The following is a 12,888-nucleotide window of genomic DNA, read 5'->3' on the forward strand; positions in this document are numbered from 1 at the left end:
AGATCGCTCCTCTTAGCTGTTCTGGTGACTGCCGGGGTGAGGGTCAGGAACCGGCGGCGCGGAGCCGCTCGAGGGCCTGCTCGGCGGTGCCGTGGGCGAGGATCATCGCGTGCACCCAGCGCTCGACGCCGAAGGCGACGCAGGAGCTGTGGGCGGGCCCGTGGGAGCCGGCGCGGATGTCGAGCCGCTGGCCGAAGAAGTTGCGGTGCCGGTTGACGGAGGCGATGGCCGTGCCGTCGGGCGCGCTGTACTCGTACTTCACCGGGTCCAGTGCCATCAGGCGGGCCCGGGATCCCCCGTTGTCGTAGAACGGGTCGTCGGCCGCCGCCCGGGTCAGGGTCAGGCCGAGCCGCCCGGCCACCTCCTGGACGAACTCGCCGCCGAGGTCCTGGTGTTCGGTGGCGCCGGTCTTGGTGCCGAGGTAGATCACCTCACGCATGTGGAACCCCCACAGCCGGCGCAGGCCGTCGTAGTGGGTCTCGTTGCGGAAGCAGCGGCCGACCGCCGAGAGCCGCAGCCCGTCCTCGCCGACGTCCTCGCCCTGGAGGGAGAGCAGCAGGCCGTAGCAGGTCGCGGACGGCAGCACATGGCCGGTCGGCTGGAGCGGAAGGTCCTGGGGCGAGCCGCCGGAGGCCAGCCCGTCGAGCACATCGGGGCCGAACCGACCGGCGGATACGCCGAGATGGGGAAAGTTGCGGAAGAAGTCGAGCCGGGCCAGTCCTTCGACGGACAGCAGGGGCGGCCCCACGACCTCGGGCGCGGCGAGCCGCGCGGCCAGGCCGGTCAGCAGCTCGTCCAGGCCCCGCAGCAGGGCGGTGCGGACCGGGTCCAGCGTGATCAGCCCGGCACCGGGACTCTTCAGCTCGATACCCGGCAGGGCCGTGATGCTGGATGTGTTCATGAAACCGCGTCTTTCTCGGTGTGGGCCGGCCGTCGGGACACCCACCGGAGGTACGGACCGCATCGCCGTGGCGCCGGCGGTCCCGAGCAGGGCCGTCACCGGCCGGAGCGCAGCCGGGACAACGGGTTGACAGCCCGTCACGAACCCGACCGCGTCCTTGGACATTAGGCCTGTCGCCCGCTTGTTGTCTAGACCAAAGATACCGAACGGCAGGTATCGGTTCTCCGGCCGCCGGGTGCACGACCGTATCCCATATCCCCATATGTGCCGGGCACTTGACAGTCCGGGCGGTCTGGACCAATCCTGCTGATCGACGTGGTCACGGCTCCTCCCACCACGGCACTGCCAACCGTCCTGCCGTCCGCGGCCGACCCCTTCTCCGGGGCCGCCGCACGGGCCGGCCGAGGAGAAGAACCTGCCATGAACCTCATGACGACCCCCACCCCTCGCCGCCGGCCCCGCCTGCACCGCGCGGCCTCGGACATCCCGTACTTCAGCGCGGACGGCGAGGCCTACCTCGCCCAGACGGCGCTGCGGGAGCTCGACAAGTCGCGTCCGCTGCGGGTGCTGTCCGAGGAGGACTTCGCCCACTGGCAGACCTACGGCTACGTCATCGTCCGGGAAGCGGTCCCGGCCCCGGTGGCCCGACAACTGCTGGACTTCACCTGGGAGTTCCAGGGCCTGGACCCCGAACGGCCGGAGAGCTGGTACGAGGACCGGCCGCTGCGCTCCGAGCTGGACCAGCAGCTGCTCATCTACGGCTTCGTGGAGGCCTACCACCACCAGCTCCTCTGGAACAACCGGCAGGCGCAGCGGGTGTACGACGCCTTCGTCGACGTATGGGACTGCGAGGAGCTGTGGGTCACGCTGGACCGGCTCAACCTCAACCCGCCCAACCGGGGCAACCGTGACCGCGCCCTGATCGAGCCGACGGACCGGGGCTTCGACATCGAGCTGCACTGGGACATCGACACGACGCTCGCCGTGCCGCCGCAGCGGGTGCAGGGCATCATCGCGCTCAACGACACCCGGCCGGAGACGGGCGGCTTCCAGTGCTGCCCGGAGCTGTTCCGGCGGTTCGACTCCTGGAAGACCGGTCAGCCCGGGGACCGGGACCCCCTGCGCCCGGACATCGACCGGGACGAACTCCCCGTCGTACGACCGGATCTGCGCCCCGGCGACCTGCTCATCTGGAACGGTCTGCTGGCGCACGGGGTGGCGCGCAACCTCTCCGAGAGCGGGGTGCGGGCCGTGCAGTACCTGTCGATGATGCCCGCGCTGGAGGAGCACGAGCGGCTGCGCACATCCCGGGTGGAGTCCTGGCGCCACCTGCGCACCCCGCGCTGGAACCGCACCCTGGTCGGCGACCCGGTGCTGCACGAGTCCAAGCGCTATCCCACGGCCGAGCTGAACCCCCTGGGCGACCGGCTGCTGGGGCTCGCCTCCTGGCAGGACCCGGTCGAGGAGACGCCGCCCGCCACGCAGAGCGGGGAGACCTCGTGCGCCGTGTCTGTCTGACCCTGCCCACGCACCGTGCGTGCGCCGCGACCATCGCCGCGGTCGGCGAGGAAGCGGCTTACGGGGCACGGGAGTTCGGCGTCGAGGTGCAGCTGCTCGTCCTGGACTCCTCCCCCGCGCCGGTGCTCGCCGGGCATCGGGAGGCGGTGGCCGCGCTGCCGCCGTCCGCCGGTGTGACCGTCCACCACCTCGACGAGGACCAGCAGCGCGCCTTCCTGCGCGAGGTGACCGTCCGCTCCGGCGGAGCCCGGCCGGACCGGCTGCTGGAGCTGATGCTGCCGGCCCGCGTCTCCTACGGCGCCTGCACCAACCGGGCGTTCCTCATCGCGCAGGCCCTCGGCTGCACCTCCGTCCACCGCCGGGACTCCGACAGCCGATATCAGCACGTCGACGGCGAACCGGTCTTCCCCCTCCACCAGGAACTCGCCCACCTGGGCCGACGGGCGGCCGATGTACGGGAGTCGACGACCCGGAGCAAGCTGGCTCCGGGCTCCGAGGACCGGCGGGTGGCGATGACCGGCGGCTCCTTCGTCGGAGAGATGTCGGTGGACGTCGCGGAGATCCGCGAACGGGACCCGGACACGTACCGCGAGCTGGTCGGCCTGTCGATACCCGAGGGCTACCCGGCGATCTGGCGCGACCATCTGATCGACGCGTCCTTCCGGGGAGCCGGGAACACCGCGTTCGACGGCGACCGCACCACCCTCGCGCCCATCGGTCCGATGCAGGTGGACATGTGCAACATCGGGCTCGACCACGAGGTCTACAGCCGGGTACCGCTGCCGCCCGCCACCGACACCATCGGCAGCGACTACTTCCTGCTCCACCTCGTCCACGACGCCCGGCTGCCCGGCGTCCAGCACAACCGGCACATCGTCAACTTCCATACGGAGGAACGGCGCACGGACGCCGGGTTCCTCGCCTACCAGCTGCGGTTCGCGAAGTTCCTGCTGTCGAAGACCTACCTCGACGCCGTGTACGCGAGGACGGCGGCGGCCGGCGACGCGCTGCTCGACGCCGAGGGACACCTCCGGGCCGCCGCGGTCGCCGGGTTCGTCCGGGACAGCGTGGGGCTCGACCGCGCCGAGAACACCCGCCGCCTGGACGTCCTCGACCGCGCCCACCGGCGGCTGGGCGGCCGCTACACGACGGTCGCGGACGCGCTCGCCGACCGCCGAGCCCGGCTCCTGGACGAGGCCCGCGACGACATGGCCGACTTCGCGCACCTGATGGACCACTGGGAGGCGCTGACCCGTGCGAGCGCCGACGCGGGCCTGACCGCGACCCGATGAACTCCGCCGCAGGCAAGGACACCATGCCCCCGAACCCCCCGTGCACCCCGCACGCCCCGCGTACCGTCACCGTCGCCTACGCGGGCGGTGACGAGCGCCGCGGCCCCCTCACCATGGGCCAGGCCAACATGATCCGCTGCATCCTGCGGGACGACCCCGAGCACATCAACAACCACGATGTGTGGCCGATCCCCCCGGGCGCCGGCCTGGACGCCGTCGTCGACGCCCTGCGCACCCTGGCCCTGCGCCACGAAGGACTGCGCACCACGTTCCCGCACGCCCCGGGGACCGCGCCCGTGGAGCAGGTGGTGGCGGCCGAGGGCACGTTCACGGTGACCGTCGTCGACCACCCGGAGGCCCCCGAGGAGCCCGCGCGGTACGCCGAGTCGGTGGCCAGGTCCGCCCGCGCCGGCCGCTTCGCGCTGGACCGGGAGTTCCCCCTGCGGATCTCGCTGCTCACCCTGAACGGCGTACCCGTCCACGCCGCCCTGGCCTCCAGCCACGCGGTGACGGACGGCAGTGCGCTGGCCGTCCTGCGGGAGGAGTTCCTCGCCCTGCTGGCAGGACAGCGGCTCCCGGCCCCGGCCGCCTTCTCCCCTCTCGACCTGGCCGCCGATGAGGCCTCCCCCGCCGGGAAGCGGAAGTCGGAGGCGTCCCTGCGGTACTGGGAGCGCATCATCCGCACCGAGCCGCAGGAGATGTTCGCCGAGCCGCGCGCGGCGGGCGCGGACGGCCGGGCCCGGCAGCTGACGCTCCGGTCCCGGCGGGGCGCACGGGCGCTCGCCGGGGCCGCCGGGCGCACCGGGAACCCGGAGGCCACCGTGCTGCTGGCGGCCTGGTGCGCGCTGGTGGCCCACCGGGCCGGCCAGGACTCCTGCGTCACCGCCGTCCCGACCTCCAACCGGTTCCACCCCAGGATCGCCCGGTCGGTGAACACCCTGTCCCAGGACGCGCTGCTCTGCCTGGACGTCCGGGTCCCGTCCTTCGACACGCTGGTCCGCAAGACCTGGGGCGCGGCGCTCAACGCCTACCGGCACAGCCAGTTCGACTCCGTACGCCTGTGGGAGATGATCGAGCGGGTCACCGGGGAGCGGGGCAGCCACTTCGCGCGGGACGTGGTCTTCAACGACGTCAGCGTGCTTCCGGCCACGCTCCTCTCGGCCGCGCCGCCGGACCGCGGCGGAGCCGAACTGGATCTGGCCTGGGGCCCGTTCCAGGCGCTGCCGACACGCCTGCTGGCGTTCACGTACGAGACGACGCCCCAGCTCCACATCTCCCTGTGGGCCGACCCCGCGCTGTTCACCCCGGAGGAGGCGGAGGGCTTCCTGACGGGCTTGGTGCGACTGCTGGAGGCGGCCGCCGAGGGTGACGTGCCGTTGGACGAGCTCACCGGGGTGACGGGTGTCGGGCGGGCCGAGCGCGACGCCGACTGGTTGCGGGTGGACGGCTGTTGGGTGTCCCCGGAGGCCGTCCGGGACGCCCTGGGCAAGGCGGTGGGCGGTCGGCCGGCGCACATCGCGACGGACCACGACGACGCGGGGTCGCCGCCGGCCCTCACGGCGTACCTGGCGCGCGGCGACGACACGGCCCTGACCCCGGCCGGCGCCCACGAGGCGCTGATGAGGGCGGTCCCCGCCCACGGCGGTACGGGCGTACTCGCGCCGAGCCGCTACGTACTGGTCGACCACCCGCCGGCCGAAGCGGACCGGAGCGACGCATGGCGTCGGCTGCAGATCATCGAGGAAGGGACCGGCAGGAGCCGGCAGGTGTGACATGAGCGTTGACGACACGACCCTCCAGAAGCCCGAGCCGCTGCCCAGTCCCTGGCGGTCGCACCGCTTCCGGCTGTTCTTCACGGCCCGCAGCGCCTCGCTGCTGGCCGACGGCATGCTGATGGTGTCCCTCACCACGGCCGTCCTGGGAGCGGGCCACGGAGCGAGCGGGGTCGGGTACGCGCTGGCCGCGTGGATGACCCCGATCGTCCTGCTGGTGCTGTTCGGCGGGGTGCTGGCCGACCGGTTCACTCCCCAGTTGATGATGATCTGCGCGGACCTGGTGCGCATGCTGGCCATGCTCACGCTGGGAGCGCTGCTCTTCCGGTCCGACAGCGTTCCGCTGTGGCAGATCATGGGGCTGATGGCGCTCAGCGGGGCCGCGACGGCGATGTTCCAGCCCGGCATGGCGAGCATGGTCCCCCGGGTGGCCGAGGACATCCAGAAGGCCAACGCGCTGCTGCGGATCTCCGAGGCCCTGAGCACCCTGCTCGGCCCCGGCCTGGCGGGCATCCTGGTCGCGTACTGGCAGGTCTCGGGCTCGTACGTGGTCATCGCGGCGGCGTACGCGCTCAGCGCGCTGGTCCTGCTCCCCCTGCGGAAGCTGCACACGGTCCGCGACGAGGGCGACGCCCCGATGTGGCGCAGGCTGGCGACGGGCTGGCAGGAGTTCCGGTCCCGCCAGTGGCTGTGGGGCGTCATCGCGGTCTGGTCCGTCTACGGCCTGTTCGTGTTCGGCCCCGCGCTGCCGCTGGGCGCGGCGCTGATGATCGAGCAGCACGGGGCGAGCGGCTACGGCTGGATCGCCTCGGCGGACGGCGCGGGCACGATCATCGGTGGCCTGATCGGCATGCGGGTCCGCCCTCGCCGCCCTCTGGTGGCGGGCGCCCTGGCCATGCTCTGCTTCGCGCTCAACCCCCTGGCCCCGGCGCTGGAATGGTCCTTCGCGGCCACGGCCGTGGCCCACGTCATCGCCGGCTACGGCTTCGCGTTCTGGGGCGTGATGTGGGCGACCAGCGTCCAGTCGCACATCCCGCTGACGGTCCTGAGCCGCGTCTCCGCGTACGACGTCGCGGGCTCCATCATGGTCATCCCGCTCGGCCGCGCCCTGGCGGGTCCGGCGGCGGACGCGTTCGGCGCGAACGAGGTGCTGATCTTCTCGTCGGTCATGTCGTGCGTCCTGCTGGCCGTCATGCTCGGCGTCCCGGCGATCCGCGCACTGCGGCGGGCCCCGGAGGGCGCACTGCGGACGAACCCGGCCGCCGAACCGGCGCTCTGACCCCTCTCCCCCCGGTACGTCGTACACGGGGGAACGGGTCAGACCCGCATGACCGGTACGTCGTACCGCGGGATCCAGGCGTTCCGGGTGACGAGGACCAGCCGATGGGCCTGCGCCTGAGCGACGAGCAGCCGGTCGAAGGGGTCCTCGTGGACCATCGGCAGCCGCCCGGCCCGCACCCCGTGCGCGGCGGTGACGGGCAGGCTCGGGAACGCGAGGTCGCGCACGCGCTCGGCAAGGTCGCCCGGCCCCTCCAGCAGGCCGAAGTGCTGGGTGAAGGTGATCTCCCAGGGGCTCACGGCACTGATGTGCACGGCGTCCGTCGTGTCGAGCAGGCGCTTGTCCGCCGCCGTGAGTTCCGGGGAGTCGTCGAGCCACCACAGGACCACCGGGGTGTCGAGGAGAAGGCGCATCACACCATCCCGAAGGCGGAGGCGATACCGGGGTGCGGCTCGTCGTAGTGGCGAGCCATCCGAATCTGCCCGCGCAACGAGCCACGCCCGGAGCGCCGGACGGTCGCCCGGATCAGCACCGGGGCCACCGGCTCGCCCGCCCGGCTGATCACGATCACACCGCCTCCGGCGAGCCGCATGAGGGTCCCCCGGAAGCGCGGCCCGGCGTGACCCGCGGAACGCCGACGAAGCCTGCGCCAGAGCCTCCTCACGACGTCACCGCCGGATCGGCCGCCACCGGCGAGGCAAGGGCGGCGGGGGTCACGGCCTCCGCCCGGAGCGGGGCACGTGCCCGGGGAACGCTGCCGCGGCAGCGAACGATCCGAAGGCCGACTCGACACACTTCACCCATCACAGTCCCCACATGCTCGCAGTTCGGCTCAAGTCCGATGCGGGAGCGGTCGGTTCGCCCGATCGCCCCGCGCGTTCACCAGCAGAATGGAGGCCCAACATCCCTAAATGCAACGTTGCCGATAGCCTCGGCATCATTTTTCCCTCTTTCGGGTAACCGCACCCCCAACAGAGCCTCCGCTTTGCTAAAGGTGGTCCCATGCACGCGAAGAGCACCGCCGCCAACACCTCGACCGTCCTCGGCCGCCAACTGGGCGACAAGCTGCGGCGGTTGCGCGAGAAGGCCGGACTGACCACCAGCCAGGCGGCAGAGGCCCTCGACTGCACCAAGGGCAAGATCAGCCGGATCGAGAACGGCCGCGTGGCGGTACGCCTCCCCGACCTGACAGCGATGCTGCACGCGTACCAGCTCTCCGACCAGGAGATCCGCGACCGTCTCGCCGCCCTCGCCCGCAAGGCCCATCGCAGGCGCAGGGAGGGCTGGTGGAACGAGTACGGCGATGTGCTGGCCGACACCTACCGCGACTACATCGCGCTGGAAGCCATGGCGGGCTCCGTCCGGACCTTCCAGCCTCAGCTGATTCCCGGCCTGCTCCAGACCCCGGACTACATCCGCGCGGTCACCGTGGCCTCAAGCCAGTGGCAGACGGCGGACGAGATCGAACAGTTCGTCCACGTCCGCCTGGCGCGACAGGAACGGCTCGTGGACGACACCCCGCTTCACCTGTGGGCCGTGCTGTCGGAAGCCGCGCTTCTCCAGCAGGTCGGCGGTGCGCGGGTGATGAACGCGCAGCTGGAGCGCCTCCTGGCCAGTTGCGAGCACCCGAACGTGACGGTGCAGGTGCTGCCGTTCTCGCGCGGAGCTCATACGAGTATGTTCGGCCCGTACGTAGTCCTGGGATTTCCCGAGGAGGGAGCGCTAGACGTGGTCCTGGCGGACAACCCGTCCGGCTCCGTGTGGCTGGAACGGGAGGCGGACGTCTCGCGCTACCAGGACCTCTTCGCCGCCGCGCGCACCTCTGCGCTCTCCCCGGCCGAGTCCCGCGCTGTCATCCACCGCAGGGCCAAGGAGCATCAAGCATGAACAGCTCACACCACGCCACGCCGGACCTGTCGGACGCACGGTGGCACACCAGCTCGTACAGCGGCGGCAACAACGAGTGCGTGGAGGTCGCCCACCACCTCCCCCACCTGATCCCGGTCCGCGACAGCACCCGCCCCGCCGGCCCCGTCATCACCTTCGGCCGCGACGCCTGGCGGGCCTTCGTCGGCGACCTGGCGTAAGCCCGGCCGAGGGCGGAGGGCACGGCGGCCGGCCCCCATCTCCGAAGTGCGCCTGGCCGCTTTTCGGCGTTGCTGCGGGCGACGGCGAGCGGGAGTGGGCGTACCGCAGGATTCTCGGCGCGCGTCTGCTGGATGTGATGGTGCCGATGCTGCCGGGCCCGGCGGGAGTCGCGCTGGATGCGGGAAGCACGGACGGCGTGCTGTTTCCGCCGGTCGCGGGCATCGTGCCCGACCATGTGGCGGTCGATCTGGGGGAGACGGGATGAACGGGGAGAACGCGGATCTGGTGCCGCCGGCGACGTCGGCGCAGATCGCGAAGGGCGTCGACCTGGCGCACACCGAGTTGAAGGAACTCGGCATGACCGGGCAGGCGACGGCGGGCCGGGGCTTCTCGGACCTCGCCCTCTCCGGACTGGAGTTGGGGCACGGCGGGCTGACCTCGAGGTTCGAGACGTTCTGCAACCGCTGGGAGTGGGGAGTGCGGGCCCTGTCGCAGCGGGGCTGCGATCTCGCTGCCGGCCTGGGCCTGTCGGTGGGCTCGTTCGCCGAGCAGGAGCAGTACGTCAAGGACTCGCTCAAGATCGTGGTGAACTCCACCAACGGGAACCCCTACCTGTCCGAGGACGAGGTCAAGGGCAAGAGCTGGGACTCGATCAGCAAGCAGCATGCCTGGGACGACCCGGACTGGAGCGTGGACTCGTTCACCGAGGCCCATGGTGAGGTGAAGCAGCAGTGGAAGGACACCGGGTTCCACTTCGAAGGACAGCCCGCCCCGGAGGCCCTGAGAAAGATCAATGAATACACTCGCCGTTGCGGGATTGCCTCTGTAATCGACTTCAATCCACCAGAATGAGCGCCATGTATGAATTTCACGGCTGGTTCGGAATTTCAGAATCAACGGAAGAATCAGACACGGGAACACTCAGCTCGGGCATCACCGAACTTCAGGGTCGAATTGCAGAGATCGACTGGTCGACCGGTGCGCTCACAATGAACGTCCACAATGGCCAGTTCTTCGTGACGGCCAATGGGCTCATGAATCGCCGCCGAGACGAAGCCAGAGAGCTGGATGAACTCATGCATTACATCGCCATTCGCTTCCCCGGCTCGTGGGGGCTTCTCTATGAGAGGTCTGAGGATATGGAGACTCCCCCGGGGCAGGGGGGATTTCGTGTTCGCGTTATGGCCAGGGGAGGAATTCAGACTCGCCTGGACCCATTCCTCTCACCGGTCCAGCCTGTCATCGAGGACTGATCTTCTCTTGCTTTCATAGATAGTAAATCAAGGTTTCGATAACCGAGGCACCATTGACCCGAGGAGTATCCGATCCCCATGTCTTTGCTGGCTTCTTCGCCGTCGATCGCATGACTCCTCATTGGGCCGATCTGGCGGTCAACTCACATACTCTCCATTCCCTGTACTCCGCCATCCCATCACTGGATTCGGTACGCCTGAGGTCCTTCTATCTCGACTGGCGCGGACCTACACTGACGATTCGGATCGACCTTCCTAGATATCCAGAACACGCCCCACCCGAATGGTCCGCGCTGGGACACAACACGATGCAGGTCCATGTCCAGTTTGCAGCTGTCGACGACCTTACCGTGCGCGGTTGGATTCCCCCGAATTCCGTCGACATCGACATTTCTCGTCTGAACGACTGGACAATTCAAACGAACATCAGTGGCGCGGGTCTAGAATTCCACTTCAGCTGCAGCGATTCCCTCACTATCGGCCACATCAGCTCCTTCCGGGCTGCTGAATCCGGATCGGACGAGGTTCCTCACAGCTTCCTGCGCCCCATCGATGCGCGCAGATTTTCCTCCATCCCCGACACGCATGTGAGCAATTTCTATGACCGCTGATTGGCCTAGCGTCCTCGATGACCCACAATCCATCTACAGCTTGTACGACGAGGGGCCGGATCTCAGTCGCTGCGACCTGTTCCACATGCTTGCAGATGAGCGGAAAGACAGCATCACACTAGGATTCCAAACCGCTCAGACCCCGGCGCGCATCAGGCCCGAGTGGCAGGGAAAGGAATACAATTCCTTCACCTTCTACCTCTTCTTCTCCGGAGTACATGAACTAGACATCCAGGGGTGGGCAGATCCTGGGTGCAAGGAAGTTTCCATCCGGCGCAAAACGGATGAAACTCTGATGGTTACCGTCACGTCGGAGGGCAGCTCAGCCGCTTTTCGGGCGCGCACGGTAAGTCTCGCCGCTGCGCGCGTTGGGCTAGTTTCCCAAGCCGAGTAGCCACGCGGGAAAGGACTAGGACCGGAAACGTCTCACTCCTCCGGCGGGAACACCACCTCCCCCGACCCCGCCAGCGTCAGCATGATCGCCTCCACCGGGCAGCCCTCCGCCGCCGCGAGGATCTGTTCGCCCGCGTCCCGGTCCTCCTCCGTCGGGTGGGACTGGCGAGCCGAGTCCAGGTGGAAGCCGTCCGGGGCGTGGTTGACGCACATGCCGGAGCCGATGCAGACCGAGCGGTCGACCTCCACGTGCCAGCGGTCGCCCATCACGCCTCCCGGTAGCCGGCGGGCAGGTGGATCATCTTGTGCTCGAAGAACTCGCCGTAGCCCTCGGGGCCGAACTCGCGGCCCAGGCCGGAGTTCTTGTAGCCGCCGAACGGGCCGAGCATGTCGAGGCTGAAGGTGTTCACGCTGTACGTGCCCGTGCGGACGCGGCGGGCCACGTCGATGCCGTGTTCCGTGTCCGCCGTCCAGACGCTGCCGCTGAGGCCGTACGGGGAGTCGTCGGCGATGCGGACCGCCTCGTCCTCGTCGCCGTACGGGATCAGGCAGATCACCGGGCCGAAGATCTCCTCGCGGGCGATGCGCATGGAGTTGTCGACCGAGCCGAAGAGGGTGGGTTCGACGTACCAGCCTCGCTCCTGGGCGGGCGGGCGGTTGCCGCCGGTCAGGATCTTGGCGCCTTCCTCCTGGCCCAACCGGATGTAGTCCAGGGAGCGTTGCTGCTGGCGGCGGGCCACCAAGGGGCCGAGTTCGGTGGTCGGGTCCAGGGGGTCGCCCACCCGCAGCGCGCCCGCCGCTGCCGCGAACGCCTCGGCCATCTCGTCGTAGCGGGAGCGTGGGGCCAGGATGCGGGTCTGGGCCACGCACGCCTGGCCGTTGATCATCCAGGCGAACGGGACGATGCCCGCGACCGCCGCCTCCAGGTCCGCGTCCGGCAGGATCACCGCCGCCGACTTGCCGCCCAACTCCAGCGTGACCCGGGTGAGGTTGCGGGAGGCCACCTCCATCACGCGGCGGCCGGCGGCCACCGAGCCGGTGAAGGAGACCTTGTCGACGTCCCTGTGGCCCACCAGGTACTCGCTGACCTCCCGGTCGGCCGGGAGGATGGAGAGGACCCCGGGCGGCAGGCCCGCCTCGGCCGCGATCTCCGCCAGTACATAGGCGTCCAGGGGGGTTTCCGGGGAGACCTTCAGGACCGCCGTGCAGCCCGCCAGCAGCGCCGGGGCCAGCTTCGCGGCCGCCGTGAACTGGGGGACGTTCCACGGGACGACCGCCGCCACCACGCCGACCGGTTCGCGGCGGACCAGCAGGGGGCCGAGGACGCCGTCGCGCCGCTCCTCGTACGGGAACGTGCGCGCCACCGTGATCGCGGAGTCCCAGACCATCATCGCGGCCAGCGCCTGCACCATGACGCTCGCGCTGTACGGGGTGCCGTTCTGGGCGCTGATGAGGCGGGCGAACTCCTCGTGGCGTACGGCGAACGCGTCCTTGATCCGGGTGATCACCGCGATCCGCTCGTCCAGGCTCATCCTCGGCCACGGGCCCTCGTCGAAGGCGCGGCGGGCGGCGGCGACCGCCCGGTCCACGTCGGCCTCGGAGGCGTGCGGCACACGGCCGATGACCTGTTCGGTGTGCGGGGAGATCACCTCGATGACCTCGGTGCCGAGCGGATCGGTGAACTCCCCGCCGATGAACAGTTGTCCGTGTTCCACAAGCTCCGTAAGTTCCGTCATGGCCGTTGCCTCCCGCGAACCCGTGCACCCGTAACTGACTGTTCG

At 69.8% G+C, this 12,888-nt stretch carries 16 protein-coding genes; 11 read left to right on the forward strand and 5 right to left on the reverse strand.

The window, feature by feature from the left end; translation table 11 throughout:
- Positions 1–43 precede the first annotated feature (43 nt).
- Positions 44–901 carry a hypothetical protein gene (locus tag ACH4UK_RS02630; RefSeq protein ID WP_398354254.1) on the reverse strand — a complete coding sequence of 286 codons (858 nt, stop codon included), beginning with the start codon at positions 899–901 and terminating at the stop codon, positions 44–46.
- A 420-nt stretch (positions 902–1,321) separates the two neighbouring features.
- On the opposite strand from ACH4UK_RS02630, the gene ACH4UK_RS02635 reads away from it, so the two are divergent.
- From ACH4UK_RS02635 to ACH4UK_RS02650, 4 genes are read left to right on the forward strand one after another with little or no spacing between them, the layout of a single operon-like run.
- Positions 1,322–2,419: a phytanoyl-CoA dioxygenase family protein gene (locus ACH4UK_RS02635; protein WP_398354255.1), complete on the forward strand. Its 1,098-nt coding sequence runs from the start codon at positions 1,322–1,324 to the stop codon at positions 2,417–2,419.
- Positions 2,401–3,711 carry a DUF6271 family protein gene (locus ACH4UK_RS02640; RefSeq protein WP_398354256.1) on the forward strand — a complete coding sequence of 437 codons (1,311 nt, stop codon included), beginning with the start codon at positions 2,401–2,403 and terminating at the stop codon, positions 3,709–3,711. The genes ACH4UK_RS02635 and ACH4UK_RS02640 overlap by 19 nt, the downstream gene beginning before the upstream one ends.
- Complete coding sequence (locus ACH4UK_RS02645; protein WP_398354257.1) at positions 3,708–5,483, forward strand: condensation domain-containing protein; 1,776 nt, start codon at positions 3,708–3,710, stop codon at positions 5,481–5,483. Before ACH4UK_RS02640 ends, ACH4UK_RS02645 begins: the two co-directional genes overlap by 4 nt.
- A gap of 1 nt (position 5,484) precedes the next feature.
- On the forward strand, positions 5,485–6,762 hold the full coding sequence (locus ACH4UK_RS02650) for an MFS transporter (protein ID WP_398354258.1): 1,278 nt from the start codon (positions 5,485–5,487) through the stop codon (positions 6,760–6,762).
- 38 nt (positions 6,763–6,800) lie between these two features.
- Here the strand turns inward: ACH4UK_RS02650 and ACH4UK_RS02655 are convergent, their stop codons facing one another.
- Both ACH4UK_RS02655 and ACH4UK_RS02660 read right to left on the reverse strand, forming a co-directional pair.
- Positions 6,801–7,175, reverse strand: a complete 375-nt coding sequence (locus ACH4UK_RS02655; protein WP_398354259.1) for a type II toxin-antitoxin system VapC family toxin — start codon at positions 7,173–7,175, stop codon at positions 6,801–6,803.
- Complete coding sequence (locus ACH4UK_RS02660) at positions 7,175–7,354, reverse strand: prevent-host-death protein (protein WP_398354260.1); 180 nt, start codon at positions 7,352–7,354, stop codon at positions 7,175–7,177. The genes ACH4UK_RS02655 and ACH4UK_RS02660 overlap by 1 nt, the downstream gene beginning before the upstream one ends.
- Positions 7,355–7,764: 410 nt before the next feature.
- Between ACH4UK_RS02660 and ACH4UK_RS02665 the strand changes: the two genes are divergently transcribed.
- From ACH4UK_RS02665 to ACH4UK_RS02695, 7 genes are all read left to right on the forward strand, one after another.
- Positions 7,765–8,649 (forward strand): helix-turn-helix domain-containing protein, encoded by an 885-nt coding sequence (locus ACH4UK_RS02665; RefSeq protein ID WP_398354261.1) that lies wholly within the window; start codon positions 7,765–7,767, stop codon positions 8,647–8,649.
- Positions 8,646–8,849 carry a DUF397 domain-containing protein gene (locus tag ACH4UK_RS02670; protein ID WP_398354262.1) on the forward strand — a complete coding sequence of 68 codons (204 nt, stop codon included), beginning with the start codon at positions 8,646–8,648 and terminating at the stop codon, positions 8,847–8,849. The genes ACH4UK_RS02665 and ACH4UK_RS02670 overlap by 4 nt, the downstream gene beginning before the upstream one ends.
- A gap of 137 nt (positions 8,850–8,986) precedes the next feature.
- Positions 8,987–9,115: a hypothetical protein gene (locus ACH4UK_RS02675; RefSeq protein WP_398354263.1), complete on the forward strand. Its 129-nt coding sequence runs from the start codon at positions 8,987–8,989 to the stop codon at positions 9,113–9,115.
- Positions 9,112–9,702 carry a hypothetical protein gene (locus tag ACH4UK_RS02680; protein ID WP_398354264.1) on the forward strand — a complete coding sequence of 197 codons (591 nt, stop codon included), beginning with the start codon at positions 9,112–9,114 and terminating at the stop codon, positions 9,700–9,702. Before ACH4UK_RS02675 ends, ACH4UK_RS02680 begins: the two co-directional genes overlap by 4 nt.
- Complete coding sequence (locus tag ACH4UK_RS02685) at positions 9,699–10,103, forward strand: Imm7 family immunity protein (protein ID WP_398354265.1); 405 nt, start codon at positions 9,699–9,701, stop codon at positions 10,101–10,103. The genes ACH4UK_RS02680 and ACH4UK_RS02685 overlap by 4 nt, the downstream gene beginning before the upstream one ends.
- A gap of 53 nt (positions 10,104–10,156) precedes the next feature.
- Positions 10,157–10,714 carry an Imm50 family immunity protein gene (locus ACH4UK_RS02690; protein ID WP_398354266.1) on the forward strand — a complete coding sequence of 186 codons (558 nt, stop codon included), beginning with the start codon at positions 10,157–10,159 and terminating at the stop codon, positions 10,712–10,714.
- Positions 10,704–11,108, forward strand: coding sequence for an Imm50 family immunity protein (locus ACH4UK_RS02695; protein ID WP_398354267.1), 405 nt, complete (start codon positions 10,704–10,706; stop codon positions 11,106–11,108). The genes ACH4UK_RS02690 and ACH4UK_RS02695 overlap by 11 nt, the downstream gene beginning before the upstream one ends.
- A 32-nt stretch (positions 11,109–11,140) precedes the next feature.
- Here the strand turns inward: ACH4UK_RS02695 and ACH4UK_RS02700 are convergent, their stop codons facing one another.
- A complete protein-coding gene (locus ACH4UK_RS02700) occupies positions 11,141–11,374 on the reverse strand; it encodes a ferredoxin (RefSeq protein WP_398354268.1) in 234 nt (77 codons plus the stop codon).
- Positions 11,374–12,843, reverse strand: a complete 1,470-nt coding sequence (locus ACH4UK_RS02705) for an aldehyde dehydrogenase (RefSeq protein WP_398354269.1) — start codon at positions 12,841–12,843, stop codon at positions 11,374–11,376. Before ACH4UK_RS02705 ends, ACH4UK_RS02700 begins: the two co-directional genes overlap by 1 nt.
- Positions 12,844–12,888: the final 45 nt, after the last annotated feature.

The sequence above is a fragment of the Streptomyces sp. NPDC020884 genome, assembly GCF_044333935.1.
GTDB lineage: Bacteria > Actinomycetota > Actinomycetes > Streptomycetales > Streptomycetaceae > Streptomyces.

Bases quoted from the DNA above. Each gene is read 5' to 3' on its own strand.
- ACH4UK_RS02695 (WP_398354267.1), top strand. From the start codon at position 10,704: ATGACCGCTGATTGGCCTAGCGTCCTCGATGACCCACAATCCATCTAC.
- ACH4UK_RS02665 (WP_398354261.1), top strand. From the start codon at position 7,765: ATGCACGCGAAGAGCACCGCCGCCAACACCTCGACCGTCCTCGGCCGC.
- ACH4UK_RS02670 (WP_398354262.1), top strand. From the start codon at position 8,646: ATGAACAGCTCACACCACGCCACGCCGGACCTGTCGGACGCACGGTGG.
- ACH4UK_RS02685 (WP_398354265.1), top strand. From the start codon at position 9,699: ATGAGCGCCATGTATGAATTTCACGGCTGGTTCGGAATTTCAGAATCA.
- ACH4UK_RS02635 (WP_398354255.1), top strand. From the start codon at position 1,322: ATGAACCTCATGACGACCCCCACCCCTCGCCGCCGGCCCCGCCTGCAC.
- ACH4UK_RS02645 (WP_398354257.1), top strand. From the start codon at position 3,708: ATGAACTCCGCCGCAGGCAAGGACACCATGCCCCCGAACCCCCCGTGC.
- ACH4UK_RS02675 (WP_398354263.1), top strand. From the start codon at position 8,987: ATGGTGCCGATGCTGCCGGGCCCGGCGGGAGTCGCGCTGGATGCGGGA.
- ACH4UK_RS02630 (WP_398354254.1), bottom strand. From the start codon at position 901: ATGAACACATCCAGCATCACGGCCCTGCCGGGTATCGAGCTGAAGAGT.
- ACH4UK_RS02680 (WP_398354264.1), top strand. From the start codon at position 9,112: ATGAACGGGGAGAACGCGGATCTGGTGCCGCCGGCGACGTCGGCGCAG.
- ACH4UK_RS02705 (WP_398354269.1), bottom strand. From the start codon at position 12,843: ATGACGGAACTTACGGAGCTTGTGGAACACGGACAACTGTTCATCGGC.
- ACH4UK_RS02650 (WP_398354258.1), top strand. From the start codon at position 5,485: ATGAGCGTTGACGACACGACCCTCCAGAAGCCCGAGCCGCTGCCCAGT.
- ACH4UK_RS02700 (WP_398354268.1), bottom strand. From the start codon at position 11,374: ATGGGCGACCGCTGGCACGTGGAGGTCGACCGCTCGGTCTGCATCGGC.
- ACH4UK_RS02655 (WP_398354259.1), bottom strand. From the start codon at position 7,175: ATGCGCCTTCTCCTCGACACCCCGGTGGTCCTGTGGTGGCTCGACGAC.
- ACH4UK_RS02660 (WP_398354260.1), bottom strand. From the start codon at position 7,354: ATGCGGCTCGCCGGAGGCGGTGTGATCGTGATCAGCCGGGCGGGCGAG.